Genomic DNA, 17,072 nt, shown 5'->3' with positions numbered 1-17,072 from the left:
AAATCGAAACTGTATTGGTCACAATTTAACTTTGTTGTGACTGTATCACTCAATGCGGCACGCCTACACTGTTCATCCAACAATCATGGAGAGCGTGATGAAAATCGATCTGACGGGTGGCGAGCTGTGCCTGTCTGAAAGCAGGCCTCTGAGAGTGACCGGTGCAGCTGGATTGCACGTCCATTGCACCAGCGGAACTATCTGGATCACGACGGCCAACGAGCCGGCGGATATTTTCCTGGGCGCCGGGCAAAGCCACCGGATCGGCAGCGGACGACTGACGCTAATCGAGAGCGTCGGTCAGGCGCGGATTCGGCTTGAATATCCCGAATCGGGACGAATCATGAAAGGCTGGTCGGGTCGTCTGGCCAACGGACTTTGCGCCACGCGCCGGCCGGCTGGCGATCTGCTGGCTGCAAACGCGCCCTAGTCAAACAGGCAGGGCTGCATCGGAACGAGATTTTCCTGCTTGACCGTCAGCCGGACCGGGACGCCCTGCCGGCCGATGGCCTCGACCACCATGCGGCCGCCGGAAGCCTCGGCGATGACCCGCACATTGCGTTCCGATTTGCTGCTCCGCCCGCGATAGGCGACGAAGGCGCCGGCGTCGGGCAACCAGGGTGACTTGTCTCGGTGCATGGTGTTTTGTTCTGTCGGTCTGGACCCTGGAAGCCTACCTTCGAATACATCGAACGCAATACTGTACATCCATACAGTTATCAGTTACTATGCACCCACCGCCAGACAACTGGCTATTCATACAGTAACCCTGACATATTCGGAGGTCTCATCATGGAACGCATTCAGAAACTGTTTGAACTGCTGGCCGGCATCTCCGCCGAAGAAGACGCTCGCCTGGCACGCGCCAAGGCTATCTTTGCCGACAATCACGTGGATGTCTCGGCACTGAGCATTCCCGCCTGCTGGCGCCGCAAGCAACGAGTCAGCATGTAATGAAGAAGGCGGCCGCAGCCGCCTTGCTCTCGGTCATCGTAGAGTCTAGAACTCGTCCTTGACGATAGGGAAGCCGAGCGCATCCCAGTCGAGCATGCCGCCGCGGTAATAGTAGATACGGTCGGCCGGAAAGCCGTCGCGAACCATCGCAGTGATGGCCGTCGGGCTTTGCGGACAGACGGGGCCGTTGCAGAAGGCGTAGACTTTCTTCGCCTTGCTGCAATCCCACTTACCGGCATTCTTGGCGCAGCCCAGTTCATCCAGACGGCCGGCAACCAGCGTGTAGGGGATATGGTAGGAGTTCGGAATGGTCCCCTTGATGCGGTCATCCGGCTCACGCATGTCGACGATCATCGAGTCCTTGTCGTTCATCGCGTGCAGCATTTCGATCTCGGTCACCGGATGAACGCCGGGCACGGGAATCAAGGGCTGCAACCAGCCCTTGTTCTTGGCGCAGGGCGTCATCGTGCGGGTGATCACGAAGGGGCCGTTCTTGGTCTGGACGACGAACTGCTTGTCTTCGCCGATGATACGCAACAGTTCCTTTTCCTCGGCAACAGCCCCGACAGCCAGACTTGCCATTCCGGCGGCCAGCAGCAGCTTCTTCAACATATGGTTTCTCCTCTCATTATTGATATCCCACGCCGACATAAGCGTATGTTTATATATTAATTTGATTAATCACTTTTGGCGACAGGGAAACAGCTTTCTAGTTCTTTGTGGACTCGCCATTTGTTCGATTTTTTTGCATGCTTGATTACCACTCCCAAGCAAGGACTGCCCGATGCCCCCTGAAGTCACGCAGTATCTGGATGGCCGAGTCCGCCTCTACGTCGGCGACCTCACCGAACATGCCGTCGACGCCATCGTCAATGCCGCCAACAGCAGCCTACTCGGCGGCGGTGGCGTGGATGGGGCGATCCATCGCCGCGGCGGGGCGGCGATACTGGACGCTTGCCGGAAAATCCGCCAGCACGAGTGGCCCGACGGCCTGCCGACCGGCGAGGTCGTGATGACGACTGGCGGGCTGCTACCGGCCCGCTACGTCATCCATACCGTGGGACCGATCTACGGCCGGCATGCAGGCAAGGAAGCCGCCCTGCTCGCCGCCTGCTATCGCAACGCGCTCGAACTGGCCGCCCGGAATGGCCTGCGCACCCTGGCACTCCCGGGGATATCGACCGGGGTATACGGCTACCCGGCGGAAGAGGCGGCGACCATCGTCTCCCGCACCTTGAGCGAGGCAATTCCGCTCCACCCCGGCATCGCGGAGGTCCGGCTGGTCTTTTTCAACCGCCAGCAATGCGATGTTTTCGTCGGGAACCAGCAGTTCGCCGCGTAATCTTGACGCCGCCCCTTTTGCCCAAGCGGGCTGCTGCGGCATAATCCATGCTTCAGTCGAAAGCATTTGCCGCTTTTGGCCACCCACTTACCCGGAGAAATGACGCATGAAGCGTCTCGACATCGACTACGCCATCCGTCAGCACAACCAGTGGCGACGCCAGTTCCTGAATGCCTTCGCCGGAGGCGACTATGCCGACATGCCCTTGTCCGAACATCGCTGCTGCACGCTGGAACTCGCGCTGAGCCGGGAAGTCGCCGAAGGCAACAAAAGCGTCCTCGCCGCCCTACTCGCTGCCGACCGGCATTTTCATGCCCTGGCCAACGAAATCATCGACCTGAGCAACAACGGCCTGGGCGATTCGGCCGACCTGCTCCTGCCCGACCTCAACGAAGCCGCGCATCGCCTGATTGCCCACCTCGACGACGCCCGCGCCGTCTGCGATAGTAAGTAACCCGACCATTGCCGCCGCTTTGTGGCGGATATCCAACAAAAAAGCAGCCTCGGCTGCTTTTTTGTTGGGGCTTACTGAGGGCCTTAGCCCACCCAGCGCCGGGCGTTGCGGAACATCCGCATCCACGGCGAATCCTCGCCCCAGTTTTCCGGGTGCCAGGACATCTGCACGGTACGGAAGACACGCTCCGGGTGCGGCATCATGATCGTGAAGCGGCCGTCGGCCGTGGTCACCGCCGTCAGACCGCCCGGCGAACCGTTCGGGTTGTACGGATAGACTTCGGTCGGCTCGCCCTTGTTGTCGACGTAGCGCACGGCCGACAGCACCTTGGCCTGATCGTCAGCATTGTCGAACACCGCCCGGCCTTCGCCGTGCGAGACGACGATGGGCACTTGCGAACCCTCCATGCCGCGGAAGAAGATCGACGGCGAATCCAGGATTTCGGTCATCACGAAACGGGCCTCGAACTGCTCGACCTTGTTGCGACGGAATGCCGGCCAATGCTCGGCGCCCGGGATGATGGACTTCAGCGCGCTCATCATCTGGCAGCCGTTGCAGACGCCCAACGCGAAGGTGTCGGGGCGGTTGAAGAAGGCAGCGAACTCGTCGCGGCAGACTTCGTGCATCAGGATGGTCCGCGCCCAGCCGAGGCCGGCGCCAAGCACGTCGCCGTAGGAGAAGCCGCCGCAGGCAACCAGGCCCTTGAAATCCTTGAGGCTGACGCGGCCGGCCAGGATATCGCTCATATGGACGTCGACCGACGCAAAGCCGGCCTTGTCGAAAGCGGCGGCCATTTCGTAATGGCTGTTGACGCCCTGCTCGCGCAGGATGGCGACGCGCGGACGGCCACTGACCTGGGCATAGACCTTGGTGAAATCTTCCTGCGGATCGAAAGTCAGCTTCGGCGTCAGGCCCGGATCGGCGACGTCGAGGATGCGATCGAATTCCTGCTGCGCGCAGCTCGGGTTGTCGCGCATGGCTTGCATCTGGTAGCTGGTTTCCGACCAGGCGCGCTGCAGATCGACACGCTTTTCGCGTAGGACGCGCTTGGCGTTGCGGGTGACGCGGATTTCGTCCCACTCGTTGAGCGTACCGACGAAGTGGTAAGGCACGCCGCAGGCACGCAGAATGGGCGTGACCTTTTCGCGGTCGGCACGGCGGATCTGGATCAGTGCGCCGAGTTCCTCATTGAACAGGGCGCGAACGATGTGCTCGAAATCGCGGCCGGCCAGCAGGTCCGGGCGCTTCTCGGCACCGTCGACATCGAGCGCGGCGCCATCGAAGCACAGGCCGTCGAGGTCGAGCGACACGCCGCGACGGCTGGCGAAGGCCATTTCGCATGCGGCGACGAACAGGCCGCCGTCCGAGCGGTCGTGGTAAGCGAGCAGCATGCCTTCGCGGTTGAGCTTCTGCACGGCATCGAACAGGCCCTTCAGCTTGGCCGGATCGTCGACGTCCGGCGCATCGCTGCCGGTGGCGTTATAGACCTGGGCCAACGCCGAGCCGCCCAGGCGGTTCTGGCCGAGGTCGAGCAGCAGCAGCTCGGTTTCGCCCTGGTCGATGGCCAATTGCGGGGTCTTGGTCTTGCGCACGTCGTCGACGGCGGCAAAGGAAGTGACGATCAGCGACAGCGGCGACACCACCTGCTTCTTCTCGCCCTGCTCTTCCCAGGCGGTACGCATCGACAGCGAATCCTTGCCGACCGGGATCGACACGCCAATCGCCTTGCACAGGTCGGAAACCGCTTCGACGGTGTCGAACAGGCGGGCATCCTCGCCCGGTACGCCACACGGGGCCATCCAGTTGGCCGACAGCTTGACCTTACCCAGCTCACCGACATCGGCGGCGGCCAGATTGGTCAGCGCTTCGCCGATGGCCATGCGGCCGGAGGCCGGCGCGTCGAACACGGCAAGCGGGGTGCGCTCGCCCATGGCGAAGGCTTCGCCGAGGTAGCCCTGGTAGCCCATGGTGGTCACCGCGACGTCGGCCACTGGCACCTGCCACGGGCCGACCATCTGGTCGCGGGCAGTCATGCCGCCGACCGAACGGTCGCCGATGGAAATCAGGAAGGTCTTGTCGGCGATGGTCGGCAGACGCATCAGGCGGTAGGCGGCATCCTTCAGTTCGATGGCCGTGGCGTCGAAGGAAACGAAGGTTTCCGGCTGGTGCGTCACGTCGCGGGTCATGCGCGGCGGCTTGCCGAGCAGCGCTTCCATTTCCATGTCGACCGGATTGACGCCGAAATGGGCGTCGGTGACGGTCAGGTGGCCGTCGCCAGTCGCTTCGCCGACCACGGCGAAGGGGCAGCGCTCACGCTCGCACATGGCCTGAAATTCGGCGATGCGGTCGGCCGGAATGGCCAGCACGTAGCGTTCCTGCGATTCGTTAGACCAGATTTCGGCCGGCGACATGCCCGGCTCCTCGGTCGGCACCTTGCGTAGGTCGAACACAGCGCCGACGCCGCCCGAGTGGGCCAGTTCCGGCAGGGCGTTGGAGACGCCGCCGGCGCCGACGTCATGCACGGAAAGAATCGGGTTGTCGGCGCCCATCTGCCAGCAGCGGTCGATGACCTCCTGCGCACGGCGCTGGATTTCCGGATTGCCGCGCTGCACGGAAGCGAAATCGAGGTCTTCGGCATTGACACCAGCCGTCATCGACGAGGCAGCACCACCGCCGAGGCCGATCAGCATGCCCGGGCCGCCCAACTGGACGAACTTCGTGCCGACCGGGAAGGTTTCTTCCTTGAACGACTGCTGCGCCTGGATGCTGCCCAGGCCGCCGGCGATCATGATCGGCTTGTGGTAGCCGCGCACGGTGCCAGCCACATCCTGCTCGTAGGTGCGGAAATAGCCGGTCAGGTTGGGACGGCCAAATTCGTTGTTGAAGGCGGCGGCGCCGATCGGGCCTTCAAGCATGATGTCGAGCGCCGAAGCGATGCGTGACGGGCGGCCATAGGCCTTTTCCCACGGCTGCGGAGCATCCGGCAGATTCAGGTTGGAGACCGAGAAGCCGCACAGGCCGGCCTTCGGCTTGGAGCCCTTGCCGGTAGCGCCTTCGTCGCGGATTTCGCCGCCCGAGCCGGTGGAGGCTCCGGGGAACGGGGAAATCGCGGTCGGGTGGTTGTGCGTCTCGACCTTGGTCAGGATGTGGGTCAGCTCTTCCTTGTAGCTGTAGCCGCGGTCGGCATCCGGGTAGAAACGCTGGATGGTGGCGCCTTCGATGATCGACGCGTTGTCGGCGTAGGCCATCACCGTGCCTTGCGGGTTCGCGGCATGGGTTTCGCGGATCATGCCGAACAACGTCTTGTCCTTGGCTTGGCCGTCGATCACCCATGAAGCGTTGAAGATCTTGTGGCGGCAGTGTTCGGAATTGGCCTGCGCGAACATCATCAGTTCGACGTCGGTCGGGTTGCGGCCGGCCTTGGTGAAGATGTCGAGCAGGTAGTCGATTTCGTCTTCCGACAGCGCCAAGCCCAGCGCACCATTGGCCTCGGCCAGTGCGGCACGGCCGCCGGCCAGCACATCGACGGTGGACAGCGGCTTCGGCGCGAAATGGCGGAACAGTTCGCCGGCTGCTTCGAAGCCAGGCAGCACGGATTCCGTCATGCGGTCATGCAGCAGGCCGGCGACAGTCTTCTTCTCGTCGGCGCTCAGCACCCGGCCGCCCTTCAGCACGACATGGAAGGCAACGACGCGCTCGATGCGCTCGATGGCCGGTTCCAGGTCGCAGTTGAAAGCGATGTCGGTGGCCTTCGACGACCACGGCGAAATGGTGCCGATGCGCGGTGCGACAAGGAACAGTTCGCCCAGGTCGGCGCCGGCCGGCACTTCCTCCAGCAGCTTGGCCAGCTTGGCGCGCTCGTCGGCGGTCAGCGCGCGCTTCTGCGCAACGACATGCCAGTAATCAGCGGTCACCGATTCGATGTCGGAGACTGCCGCGGTCAGGCGGGCGAGCAGGCGTTGCAGGCGGAAGGCGGAAAAGGCGGCGTCGCCCTTGAGGCAAAGAATGTCGGCCATGGGGTGTGATTTCGGGGTTAGGCGGAGAGGCCGGCATTATACCTGAGCTGGGGTCAGGCCGTCGGTCGGCAGCAGCCGGCTACTCACGGCTCCTTGCGCAGCGAAGGCCCGCCGCCGGCGCCGAAGATCGCCTCCAGGCAGCGCCCGACCCGCGACCACAAGGAGACGGCGTCGGAGGGAATGACTACGAGCCTGGTCGAGCACTGGGCCGCAATCTCAATCCACCCCGTCGTTTCCGCGACCCAGGCCTGTTCCGTTTCGCACACCTGCTCACCAGCCACCACGTTTTCCGCCAGCCAACCCAGCGTGCTGCGCAGTACCACCCGTCCGGCAACAACCAGCACAGTGCTTCCCGCCTCGATCAATATTTGCTGGCTTTGCCCGGCACCCAAGGCAAGGCTCATCGTCCGCCGATCTTCCATGTCGCTTTCTCCTCAATCATTCCCGAGCGTCGGGAGGCAGGGAAATCGTATCGAGCGGCAACCCCACGAAACAGCCACAGAAACGATCGATCTGCACCGCAGCAGTTGGCCATTTTGATATCTGTTATGGTTCGTTTTTCGGGAATCTATATCTGTGCGAAATACGACGAACGGGAGAACATGAGCCATGGACCAGATTCCTCTTTACCGTCGTCTGGCCGCCCATTACCGGGAGGCCATCGAAACCGGCGCCATGGCCTACGGAGACCGCTTTCCGTCCATGCGCAGCCTGATGGCCCGGCACCAGGTCAGCCTGTCCACGGCGCTCCAGCTTTGCCACCATCTCGAAAGCGACGGCTGGCTGGAAGCCCGGCCACGTTCGGGCAATTTCGTCCGCCAGCCGCGCCGGCAAACCGTCCGCCCGCTGGCCGAACCGGTTCCCGGCCAGGCGCCGGACCCGGCCCGGTACGTCGGCATCAACGCGCGGGTTTCCGAATTCATCGCCCGCGGCCGGCAAAGCCCGGTCAAGGTCAATTTCTCCAGCGCCCGCAGCGCCCCTGCCCTTTATCCTGGCGAAGCGTTGAAAAATTCCGCCGCGCGCATGCTGCGCCGCCATCCGGAACTGCTGGTCAGCCCGCCCCACAACAACGGCGACCCGGCTTTCCGCAGCGTGCTCGCCAAACGCGCCATGGCCAATGGCATGCTGCTCACCCCGGAGGACATCCTCGTCACCCACGGTTGCATCGAAGCCCTGAATCTGGCCCTGCGCGCTACCACCCAGCCGGGGGAAATCGTCGCCGTCGAATCGCCGACCTTTTTCGGGCTGTTGCAGGTCCTCGAAACCCTCGGCCTGCGTGCCCTGGAAATTCCGACCAGCCCGCAAACCGGCATTTCGATCGAAGCGCTGGAACTGGCAATCCAGACCACGGACAAGATCAAGGCCCTGGTCGTCGTCCCGCACCTGCAAAATCCGCTCGGCAGCATCATGCCCGACAGCCACAAGGCCCGCCTGGTGGCACTCTGCGCACTGCATGACATCGCCCTGATCGAGGACGACTCGTACAGCGCCTTGAGCAACGACGGCACCCCGCTCAAGGCGCTGAAAGCCTGGGATCGCGGCGGCAATGTCATCCATTGCGCCTCGCTGCACAAAACGCTGGCCCCCGGCTTGCGGCTGGGCTGGCTGACCGGCGGCCGCTGGCAATCGCGCATCGAGATGCTGAAGTATGTCCATAGCCGCAACAACGAAGAACTCGCCCAACTTGCCGCCGCCGACTTCATGGCCTCCAGCGCCTACGACCGCCATCTGCGGCGGCTGCGCGCCTGCCTGAAAACCCAGCGCGCCCAGACCGCCGAAGCCATTGCCACCTATTTCCCCGACGGCACCCGGCTGACCGAACCCGACGGCGGCCTGGCGCTGTGGATCGAGTTGCCGCATGGCCTGTCATCGCGAACGCTGTTCGATGCGGCACTGGCCGAAGGGATTTTCATCGCGCCCGGGCTGATGTTCTCGAACTCCAATCGTTTCGAAGGCTTCATCCGGCTCAACTGCGGTGCGCCGTATTCCGCGGAAATCGACGCCGCCCTGAAGCGCCTCGGGCAGATCTGCAAAGTTCTGCAGAGCTGAAGCGCCCCTGGGGGATGCCTGCCGTCCGGACGTGCCCGCGCTTCCAGGCAACTCTCCCCCCGGCTTATGTCTACCCGGTCAGGGCCGGGTGTATTCGACCCGGTTGCGTCCGGCTTCCTTGGCGGCGTAGAGCTGGCGGTCCGCCGCTTCGACCAACCGTGCCGGGCCGCCCTCCTCGGCGCCGGAATCGCGCGCTTCGCCGGCGTGCTTCAAATGGACCCCGGCCACGCCGATACTGACCGATACGAAGCCGAATGGCGATGCGGCGGACGGCAAGGCCAACGCCTCGATCGCCTGCCGCAGGCGCTCGGCGAGTCCGGCCGCCATTGTCGCTTCGGTCTGTGCCAGCAGCACCACGAACTCCTCGCCGCCATACCGGGCGACCAGATCGGTGGCCCTCGGCATTCCCAGGCGCAGCGCACCGGCCACCGCCTGCAGGCACTTGTCGCCCGCAATATGGCCGTAGCGGTCGTTGTAACCCTTGAAGAAATCGACGTCGATCATCATCAACGACAAGGGCAGGCCGCTACGCTGGGCGCGCCGCCATTCGGCATCGAGGCCGCCATCGAAGGCGCGCCGGTTGGCAATGCCGGTCAGCGCATCCTGCGTGGTCAGCCGTTGCAGCGTCGCGGTCAGCTGCACCAGTTGCTTGTACAGCATGCCGCTTTCGGCGAGCAGCACCAGGAGCACGAAACTGGCGGCCAGCAGCCCGTAGATCCGGCCGGCGTAGAAACCCAGATCGAAACGCCCCTGATTGAGCATGGCGGAAAGCGCCACGTCGATCAGCCAGGCGGTCATCACCACCATCAGCCACAGGTCGAGCACCGAATGCGGCCTGCTCAGCCACAACGCGAGCAGCGCCCCAAGCCCGAACAGCCAGACGGTGGAAATGACGAAAATCATCGACGGCGTGTAGCGGTTCCCCTGCATGATGGTCGGCAACAGATCCTGTCCGGCTGTGGCAAGCAACGCCAGGCCGGTAACAACGCTCAACACGCAGAAACAGGCAAGGACCAGGGCTCTACCCTGCCGGCCGTTAGTCTGGAGCGAGGACATGTCGCCGTCCAGCCGCTTGATCAGCGCATAGCCGATGATGAAAAGCGGAAATCCGCCATGCCACAGCATGTACAACCAGGCCGTGCTCTGCGGCCCGGCGCCGAGCAGGCCGCCCGGCGCAAAGAGCCCGGGGAAGGTCAGGGTATGGACCACCGTCATCGACGCGCTGAACAGGTAGCCGCAGCCGAGCACGAACAGCGCGCGCGAATTGAACGAAATGTACTGGTTGAGCAACAGGATGACCGTGATCAGATCGATGACCACCAAGGCCGATTGATAGATCGGAATGAAGGCCGATATCGCTGGCAGCTGCTCCTTGGCAAACGGCGCCATGACGACGAAGGCAAGCAGCGACAGCAGCATTGCGCCAAAGGCCAGGCGCCGCTCTCCCCGGCTGGCGGTCAATGTCGACAGGAAGAAGGGGTTGAGATGGGCCGGAACGGGGACTGATATATTTTTCATCGCGACCTAATACTAAGGTAATAGATTGCCCGGAGCTCGCACTAACGCAAACGAAATGTCGATTAATTCCTTTCCGCCCGCAAAAAGACGCTGACGCTCGCGATTCCGGCCATTTATTCCAAAAAAGCGCATCAAGCAGAGACCGAACGCGGCGGTACTGGCATTTTCGTCGCCGCCCAAACAGCATTGCTACGAGCAGCCGGCTATACTGCAGCCACACCGCCTGCCGGAGTTCGCCATGACCGCCAGCCCAGAGCAGTTCGTCCTCGCCCTCGACCAGGGCACGACCAGCGCCCGCGCCATTCTGTTCGACCGGCAGGGCAATATCCGCGGCATCGCCCAGCAGGAAATCACCCAGCACTATCCCCAGCCGGGCTGGGTCGAGCACGATGCCCTGGAAATCTGGCAGGCCCAGTTGGCTGTCGCCCGCGCCGCGCTGCGCGACAAGGGGGTTGCGGCGGCGCAGATCGCGGCGGTCGGTATTACCAACCAGCGGGAAACGACCGTCTTGTGGGATCGCGCCAGCGGCCAACCGGTGCATCGCGCCATCGTCTGGCAGGACAGGCGCACCGCCGGCCTGTGCGACGATCTGCGCGCCGCCGGGCAGGCCGAACGCTTCCGCCAGCGCACCGGCCTCGTCCTCGATGCCTACTTTTCCGGCACCAAGCTCAAGTGGCTGCTCGACCATATCCCCGGCGTCCGCGCCCGGGCCGAACGCGGCGAACTGGCCTTCGGCACCATCGACACCTGGCTGGCCTGGCAGTTGTCCGGTGGCCGCGATCATGTCACCGACCCTTCCAACGCCTCGCGCACCCTGCTCTTCGACATCCATCGCCGATGCTGGGACGACGAACTGCTCGCCGTGCTCGACATCCCGGCCGCGCTGTTGCCGCGCATCGTCGACAGCAGCGGCCCGATTTCCGTGCTGGCCGCCGAATGGTTGGGTGCCGAAATTCCGCTGACCGGAATAGCCGGCGACCAGCAGGCCGCCACCTTCGGCAATGCCTGCCTGGAGCACGGCATGGCCAAGAACACCTACGGCACCGGCTGCTTCCTGCTGATGAATACCGGCGAACAGCCGATGGCGTCGCACCACCAGTTGCTGACCACGGTCGGCTGGCAGCGGGGTGGCCGTACCACCTACCTGCTCGAAGGCAGCGTCTTCATGGGCGGCGCCACCGTGCAGTGGCTGCGCGACGGCCTCGGGTTGATCGCCAGCGCCAATGAAATAGAAGGACTGGCCGCCAGCGTGCCCGACAACGGTGGCGTCTATCTGGTACCGGCCCACACCGGTCTCGGCGCCCCCTACTGGGACCCCTACGCCCGCGGCGCCATTTTCGGCATGAGCCGCGGCACAACGCGCGCCCACCTCGCCCGCGCCGCGCTGGAAGCGATCGCCTTCCAGAGCGCCGAGGTCTTGCAGGCGATGGCCGGCGATGCCGGGCAGCCGATCAGCCAGTTGCGGGTCGATGGCGGCGCCGCGAAAAACGACTTGCTGATGCAGTTCCAGGCCGACCTGCTCGGTGTACCGGTGGTCCGCCCGCAGGTCACCGAAACCACGGCACTCGGCGCCGCCTACCTGGCCGGGCTGGCCGTCGGTTTCTGGCAGGATGAGGCCGAGCTGGGCGCGCTGTGGCAGGCCGAGCGGCGCTTCGAACCGGCCATGCCGGAGGCCCGGCGTGCGGCCTCGTTTGCCGACTGGCGACGCGCCGTCGAGCGCAGCCGGCATTGGGCCAGAGCCGAGTGACGGGCATGCCGTCACCATCTGCCGACCGACTGGCCGCCCTGTGCGACGGCAAACCGTGGGATGTGCTGGTCATCGGCGGCGGCGCCAGCGGCCTGGGCGCGGCGGTCGATGCCGCCGCCCGGGGCTATCGCACGCTGCTCGTCGAGGCGCGGGATTTCGCGTCCGGCACCTCGTCGTGCAGCACCAAGCTGATCCACGGCGGCGTGCGCTACCTGCGCCAGGGCGACTTCGCGCTGGTCAGCCATGCCCTGCACGAACGCAGCTACCTGCTGGCCAATGCCTCTCACCTGGTGCATCCGCTGGCTTTCGTCATCCCTGCCTGGGGGCATGGCGAACGCCTGCTCTACGGCACCGGCCTCAAGCTCTACGATCTGCTGGCCGGCCGGCATGGACTGGCCGCCTCGGCCAGCCTGAACCGGCAGGAAGTCATCGCCGCCCTGCCCGGCCTCCGTTCGGCCGGCCTGCGCGGCGGCATCCGCTACTGGGACGGCCAGTTCGACGACGCCCGGCTGGCTGTCACGCTGATGCGCACCGCCAAAGACCTTGGCGCCACCTGCCTGAACTACCTGGCGGTCACCCGGCTGCTCAAGCGCGATGGCCGGATTGCCGGCGCCGTGCTGCGCGATGCCGAAAGCGGCGATGAATTCGAAGTCCAGGCTCGCGTCGTCATCAACGCCACCGGCGTCCATGCCGACCACGTACGCCAACTGGACGAGCCGAGCGTGGCGCCGCTGCTGACGCCGAGCCAGGGCATCCACCTCGTTGTCGATGCCGGTTTTCTGCCCGGTCAGCAGGCGCTGATGATTCCGGAGACCGAAGACGGCCGCGTCATGTTCGCCATTCCATGGCAGGGCAAGGTGCTGCTCGGCACCACCGACACGCCGCGCCCCGACCTGCGCCAGCTCGATGACCCGCAGCCGCTGGGCGAGGAGGTCGACTTCCTGCTGCGCACCGTGGCCGGCGTATTGACGCAGCAGCCGAGCCGGGCCGACATCCGCAGCGCCTTTGCCGGCCTGCGTCCGCTCATCCATCCCCAGCATGCCAGCGACCGGCAGACTACCTCGGCGCTATCGCGCGAGCATGCCGTGATGGTCAGCCCAAACGGCCTGATCACCGTCGCCGGCGGCAAATGGACGACCTACCGGCGGATGGGCGAGCAGGTGATCGACCGCGCCGCGCAGGTCGCCGGCCTGCCCCGCGCACCGAGCATGACCCGCACGCTGAAGCTGCACGGTTGCCCGTCCACACCGTGCGACGATCCGCTCGGCACCGACGCGCCGCGGCTGGCCGAACTGCCGGGCCACGATCGCCAGCTCCATCCGGCCTTTCCCTACAGCGAGGCGCGCGTCCGTTTCGCCATCCGTCACGAGGCGGCACGCAGCATCGAAGACATCCTCGCCCGCCGCACCCGGGCGCTGTTTCTCGATGCCAAGGCCGCTGAATCCTGCATCGAACGGGTCGGCGAAATCCTCGCCGAGGAATTGAGCCTTTCGCCGGAACGCGTGCAGGCGATGGGCGACCAGGCCCGACACAGCGCCCGGCGCTTTCAGCTGCTTCTGCCGGATAACCCCTAGTGCCAAATCGAAAGCCCTCGACCGGCAGTACCCGGCGGGATTTGCAAATTGTTACGAGCCGGAACGACAATTTTTCAGCCGTCTGATGCTATCGGCCGAATAAAATGCCGGCGATGAAAGATTTCGAGAGATCCCGGGAGCAACGCGGACTGAATTTCGCCGTCGTCGTTTCCCTGGCGATCCACCTGCTGGTGCTGTTCGCGCCCCACCACGAACCGAGCGATAGTTCGGGGGGGCCGTCACGCCTGGAGGCCCGGCTGGCGCCCAGCAAGAAAGCTGTCGAACCCGTTGCCGAGGCGGCGCCCAAACCAGCCACCACCAAACCCAGCAAGACCGCTCCCCGGTCGCGAGTGATGACCGCGCCGAAATCGCCGAGCAGCACTCCGCAATGGACCGTCGCACAAAAGGCGGAAATGGACGGCTTTCTGAACGAACTGGCCGATCAGGCCAAGGCAACGCCGAAACCCACTCTGGCGCAACGCTCGCTGGCCATGGCACGCGAAGCCGGCCGCCAGCTGGCGCAGCAGGATGCAGCCGGCGACGCCCTGCTCGAACTGCGCCCGAACGGCCCGCCGGCCAACCCCTTCAGCCTGGAAATCTACCTCGATGGCCTGGTCCGGCGCCTGAACCGCAGCGCCGGTTTCGTGAACAGCGAACGCAAGCATCGGGGCGTGCAGACCGCCGCCGTGCAATTCCGCCTCAACCCCGACGGCTCGCTGAAATCCTTCGTCGTGCTCAATGCCGCCGACCAGGCCGATGAAGTCGCCTTCATCAAGGAAGTCGTCACGCGCTCGGTGCCGTTTTCCCCCTTCCCGCCCGATATCGACAAGGCCGCCCGCTCGCTGGGCGTGACCATCTGCATCCGCCCCGGCTACAACAACGAACCGGGCTTTAGCCGCATGCAGGGCAGCCGCTGCGCCTAGGCGCCCGCCGGCACCACAGCGCCCCCCAGAAAACTTGCTCGGGCCAGACCGAACAGTTCGGTAAACGCTTGAAGGCGACCCGAGGTGCCCGCCCGCGCCATGGCGCAGGCACGACTTCAAGAGGGCACAAAGCCGGCCATTCGACAAGGCAAAACAAATTTAGTTGCAAACACGAACAATTCGCATTTACAATTATTAACAGCTGGTAACGTTCAGATACGGCACCAGACATTTTCCTACGGCAAGCCAGGTTGATCTTTCCCAGCCAGCCAAAGTTCATCTGGAGCCTCATCAATGCATTGCCCTGTCCTTCCCAAGTATTCCGTCATCGTCATGCTGGCTGCTTTCGCGACGCTGGCCACCGCCGAGGAGCAAACCCTCCAGGCCGTGCGCGTCACCGCCCAGGCCGAGCGCGCCGACGGCCCCGTCGACGGTTATCGCGCCACCCGTTCGGCCACCTTCACGAAGACCGACACCCCGCTCAAGGAAGTCCCCGCATCGGTTTCCGTCGTCCCGGCCGAATTGATGAAAGACCAGGCCATGCAGAGCCTGGCCGATGTTTTCCGTTACATTCCCGGCGCCACCAACCACCAGGGTGAAGGCAACCGCGACCAGGTCGTGCTGCGCGGCATCAGCACCAGCGCCGACTTCTACGTCGACGGCATGCGCGACGATGCGCAGGTTTTCCGCGATCTCTACAACCTGGAGCGGGTCGAAGTGCTGAAGGGGCCCGGCGGCATGATCTTCGGCCGCGGCGGCGCCGGCGGCGTGGTCAATCGGGTGACCAAGAAGCCGGTATTCGGCCATGTCGGCGAAGTCGCGGTCACGCTGGGCACTCAGAACCAGTTGCGCGGCACCCTCGATATCGGCGAGAAAATCGGCGACAGCGGGGCTTGGCGCATGAGCGTCATGGGCGAACACGCCGGCAGCTTCCGCGACGATGTCGAGATGGACCGCTACGCCATCAACCCGACGGCCACCTTCCTGTTGACGCCGCAGACCGCCGTGACGCTGGGCTTCGAACACCTCAAGGACAACCGGACGGCCGATCGCGGCGTTCCGGCCCGCAATGGCCGCCCCATTCCCGGCAACGTCGACCGCTTCTACGGCAACGCCGATCAGAGCGTGGCCAAGTCGACGGTCGACGGCGCCTACGCCATCGTCGACCACGATTTCGGCAACGGCACCCAGTTCCGCAACAGCTTCCGCGTCACCCACTACGACAAGTTCTACCAGAACGTCTATCCGGACAACGCCAATGCGTCGTCGGTCAATGCCGTCGGCAACATGCGCCTGGCTGCCTACAACAACGCCAACCAGCGCACCAATGTCTTCAACCAGTCCGACCTGACCACCCGCTTCACCACCGGCGGCTTCGAGCACACCCTGCTGGCCGGCCTCGAACTGGGCTACCAGGACAGCAGCAACCAGCGCAACACCGGCTTCTTCGGCGGGGCGACGACCGTCACCGTGCCGGCGGCCAATCCCTTCGCCACGGCCACGCTGTTCCGCCAGAACGCCAACGACGCCAACAACCGGGTGACGGCCAATATCGCCGCCGCCTACCTGCAGGACCAGATCGCCCTGACCCAGTCCCTGAAGCTGCTGGCCGGCTTGCGTTTCGATCATTTCAAGACCAATTTCGACGACCGCCGTGCCGCCGGCGTCCCTGGCCAGACCATTCCGGCTACCGACCTGTCGCGCACCGACAATGCCTGGAGCCCGCGTCTCGGGCTGATCTGGTCGCCGACCCAGAGCCAGACCTATTACGCCAGCTACAGCTACTCCTTCCTGCCATCGGCGGAAACCCTGGGCCTGACCGTTCTCAACGCTGCAACCGGTGCCAGCAGCGCCGACTTTGCGCCGGAAAAGGCGATCAATTACGAAGTCGGCGGCCGCTGGGATCTGATGCCCGGCCTCAGCCTGTCATCCGCCCTCTTCCGCCTAAACCGCAACAACGTGCGTAATTCTGACGGCCAAGGCGGCTTCGTCCAGGTCGGCCAGCAGCAGACCGACGGCGTCGAAATCGGCCTGCAAGGCGACGTCACGTCCCAGTGGAAGGTCTATGGCGGCTTCACCTACCTCGATGGGCGCGTCACCAAGGCCACCCAGGCGGCCAACACCCTGAATCATCGCCCGCAGCTCGAGCCGCAGAACAGCTTCTCGCTGTGGAACCGGTATGACATCGGGAACGGCTGGGCGGGCGGTCTGGGCGTCGTCCATCAGGGCGTTTCCTACACCAACGTCGACAATGTCGTCAGCCTGCCGGCCTTCACCCGCCTGGACGGTGCGCTCTACTACGCCTTTGCCGGTGGCAAGACGAAACTGGCCCTCAATCTGGAAAACCTGACCAACCGGGAATATTTCCCGACGGCCGACGGCAACAACAACATCAGCCCGGGTGCCCCGCGCAATGCCCGCCTGACGCTCAGCCACGCTTTCTGAGCAATGCCCTGCGGCCGCCGTCGGGGCGGTCGCAACTATCCGGCCGGCGG

General features: G+C 64.5%; 14 protein-coding genes. 9 read left to right on the top strand and 5 right to left on the bottom strand.

Annotation, left to right across the window (positions count from 1 at the left end; genetic code table 11):
• Positions 1–97: 97 nt before the first annotated feature.
• Complete coding sequence (locus LZ012_RS10885; protein WP_275710664.1) at positions 98–430, top strand: DUF2917 domain-containing protein; 333 nt, start codon at positions 98–100, stop codon at positions 428–430.
• Here the strand turns inward: LZ012_RS10885 and LZ012_RS10880 are convergent.
• A complete protein-coding gene (locus LZ012_RS10880) occupies positions 427–639 on the bottom strand; it encodes a hypothetical protein (protein ID WP_275710662.1) in 213 nt (70 codons plus the stop codon). The two genes, LZ012_RS10885 and LZ012_RS10880, sit on opposite strands and share 4 nt — an antisense overlap.
• A gap of 153 nt (positions 640–792) precedes the next feature.
• On the opposite strand from LZ012_RS10880, the gene LZ012_RS10875 reads away from it, so the two are divergent.
• Positions 793–954, top strand: coding sequence for a hypothetical protein (locus LZ012_RS10875; protein WP_275710659.1), 162 nt, complete (start codon positions 793–795; stop codon positions 952–954).
• 45 nt (positions 955–999) lie between these two features.
• Here LZ012_RS10875 and LZ012_RS10870 read toward each other — a convergent pair whose 3' ends face one another.
• Positions 1,000–1,566: a rhodanese-like domain-containing protein gene (locus LZ012_RS10870; RefSeq protein WP_275710651.1), complete on the bottom strand. Its 567-nt coding sequence runs from the start codon at positions 1,564–1,566 to the stop codon at positions 1,000–1,002.
• A 172-nt stretch (positions 1,567–1,738) separates the two neighbouring features.
• Here LZ012_RS10870 and LZ012_RS10865 point away from each other — a divergent pair, with 172 nt between their 5' ends.
• Positions 1,739–2,296, top strand: a complete 558-nt coding sequence (locus LZ012_RS10865) for an O-acetyl-ADP-ribose deacetylase (RefSeq protein WP_275710649.1) — start codon at positions 1,739–1,741, stop codon at positions 2,294–2,296.
• A 106-nt stretch (positions 2,297–2,402) separates the two neighbouring features.
• The gene (locus tag LZ012_RS10860; protein WP_275710647.1) at positions 2,403–2,750 is read left to right on the top strand and encodes a CZB domain-containing protein; all 348 of its coding nucleotides are present in this window, start codon (positions 2,403–2,405) and stop codon (positions 2,748–2,750) included.
• A gap of 83 nt (positions 2,751–2,833) precedes the next feature.
• Here LZ012_RS10860 and purL read toward each other — a convergent pair whose 3' ends face one another.
• Both purL and LZ012_RS10850 read right to left on the bottom strand, forming a co-directional pair.
• Positions 2,834–6,766 carry a phosphoribosylformylglycinamidine synthase gene (gene purL / locus LZ012_RS10855; RefSeq protein ID WP_275710645.1) on the bottom strand — a complete coding sequence of 1,311 codons (3,933 nt, stop codon included), beginning with the start codon at positions 6,764–6,766 and terminating at the stop codon, positions 2,834–2,836.
• Between the two features lie 83 nt (positions 6,767–6,849).
• Positions 6,850–7,188 (bottom strand): hypothetical protein, encoded by a 339-nt coding sequence (locus LZ012_RS10850; RefSeq protein WP_275710642.1) that lies wholly within the window; start codon positions 7,186–7,188, stop codon positions 6,850–6,852.
• 187 nt (positions 7,189–7,375) lie between these two features.
• Between LZ012_RS10850 and LZ012_RS10845 the strand changes: the two genes are divergently transcribed.
• The gene (locus LZ012_RS10845; RefSeq protein WP_275710640.1) at positions 7,376–8,815 is read left to right on the top strand and encodes an aminotransferase-like domain-containing protein; all 1,440 of its coding nucleotides are present in this window, start codon (positions 7,376–7,378) and stop codon (positions 8,813–8,815) included.
• Positions 8,816–8,893: 78 nt separating this feature from the next.
• On the opposite strand, the gene LZ012_RS10840 is transcribed toward LZ012_RS10845, so the two are convergent.
• Positions 8,894–10,333, bottom strand: coding sequence for a sensor domain-containing diguanylate cyclase (locus tag LZ012_RS10840; RefSeq protein ID WP_275710638.1), 1,440 nt, complete (start codon positions 10,331–10,333; stop codon positions 8,894–8,896).
• 238 nt (positions 10,334–10,571) lie between these two features.
• Here LZ012_RS10840 and glpK point away from each other — a divergent pair, with 238 nt between their 5' ends.
• The 4 genes from glpK (at position 10,572) to LZ012_RS10820 (ending at position 17,022) form a co-directional block, all read left to right on the top strand.
• Positions 10,572–12,080, top strand: coding sequence for a glycerol kinase GlpK (gene glpK, locus LZ012_RS10835; protein ID WP_275710636.1), 1,509 nt, complete (start codon positions 10,572–10,574; stop codon positions 12,078–12,080).
• 5 nt (positions 12,081–12,085) lie between these two features.
• A complete protein-coding gene (locus tag LZ012_RS10830; protein ID WP_275710634.1) occupies positions 12,086–13,654 on the top strand; it encodes a glycerol-3-phosphate dehydrogenase/oxidase in 1,569 nt (522 codons plus the stop codon).
• A 104-nt stretch (positions 13,655–13,758) separates the two neighbouring features.
• A complete protein-coding gene (locus LZ012_RS10825) occupies positions 13,759–14,577 on the top strand; it encodes a hypothetical protein (RefSeq protein WP_275710632.1) in 819 nt (272 codons plus the stop codon).
• 294 nt (positions 14,578–14,871) lie between these two features.
• Entirely contained in the window at positions 14,872–17,022 is a 2,151-nt protein-coding gene (locus LZ012_RS10820; protein ID WP_275710630.1) for a TonB-dependent receptor, read from the top strand.
• Positions 17,023–17,072: the final 50 nt, after the last annotated feature.

The sequence above is a fragment of the Dechloromonas hankyongensis genome (assembly GCF_022012295.1).
In the GTDB taxonomy this organism is placed as follows: domain Bacteria; phylum Pseudomonadota; class Gammaproteobacteria; order Burkholderiales; family Rhodocyclaceae; genus Azonexus; species Azonexus hankyongensis.
Note: the sequence above shows the minus strand (reverse complement) of the source record. Positions and strands in the feature narration are given on the sequence as shown.

Excerpts from the sequence above, each read along its gene's own strand:
- LZ012_RS10885 (WP_275710664.1), top strand. The coding sequence starts at position 98 with ATGAAAATCGATCTGACGGGTGGCGAGCTGTGCCTGTCTGAAAGCAGG.
- LZ012_RS10880 (WP_275710662.1), bottom strand. The coding sequence starts at position 639 with ATGCACCGAGACAAGTCACCCTGGTTGCCCGACGCCGGCGCCTTCGTC.
- LZ012_RS10875 (WP_275710659.1), top strand. The coding sequence starts at position 793 with ATGGAACGCATTCAGAAACTGTTTGAACTGCTGGCCGGCATCTCCGCC.
- LZ012_RS10870 (WP_275710651.1), bottom strand. The coding sequence starts at position 1,566 with ATGTTGAAGAAGCTGCTGCTGGCCGCCGGAATGGCAAGTCTGGCTGTC.
- LZ012_RS10865 (WP_275710649.1), top strand. The coding sequence starts at position 1,739 with ATGCCCCCTGAAGTCACGCAGTATCTGGATGGCCGAGTCCGCCTCTAC.
- LZ012_RS10860 (WP_275710647.1), top strand. The coding sequence starts at position 2,403 with ATGAAGCGTCTCGACATCGACTACGCCATCCGTCAGCACAACCAGTGG.
- purL (WP_275710645.1), bottom strand. The coding sequence starts at position 6,766 with ATGGCCGACATTCTTTGCCTCAAGGGCGACGCCGCCTTTTCCGCCTTC.
- LZ012_RS10850 (WP_275710642.1), bottom strand. The coding sequence starts at position 7,188 with ATGGAAGATCGGCGGACGATGAGCCTTGCCTTGGGTGCCGGGCAAAGC.
- LZ012_RS10845 (WP_275710640.1), top strand. The coding sequence starts at position 7,376 with ATGGACCAGATTCCTCTTTACCGTCGTCTGGCCGCCCATTACCGGGAG.
- LZ012_RS10840 (WP_275710638.1), bottom strand. The coding sequence starts at position 10,333 with ATGAAAAATATATCAGTCCCCGTTCCGGCCCATCTCAACCCCTTCTTC.
- glpK (WP_275710636.1), top strand. The coding sequence starts at position 10,572 with ATGACCGCCAGCCCAGAGCAGTTCGTCCTCGCCCTCGACCAGGGCACG.
- LZ012_RS10830 (WP_275710634.1), top strand. The coding sequence starts at position 12,086 with ATGCCGTCACCATCTGCCGACCGACTGGCCGCCCTGTGCGACGGCAAA.
- LZ012_RS10825 (WP_275710632.1), top strand. The coding sequence starts at position 13,759 with ATGCCGGCGATGAAAGATTTCGAGAGATCCCGGGAGCAACGCGGACTG.
- LZ012_RS10820 (WP_275710630.1), top strand. The coding sequence starts at position 14,872 with ATGCATTGCCCTGTCCTTCCCAAGTATTCCGTCATCGTCATGCTGGCT.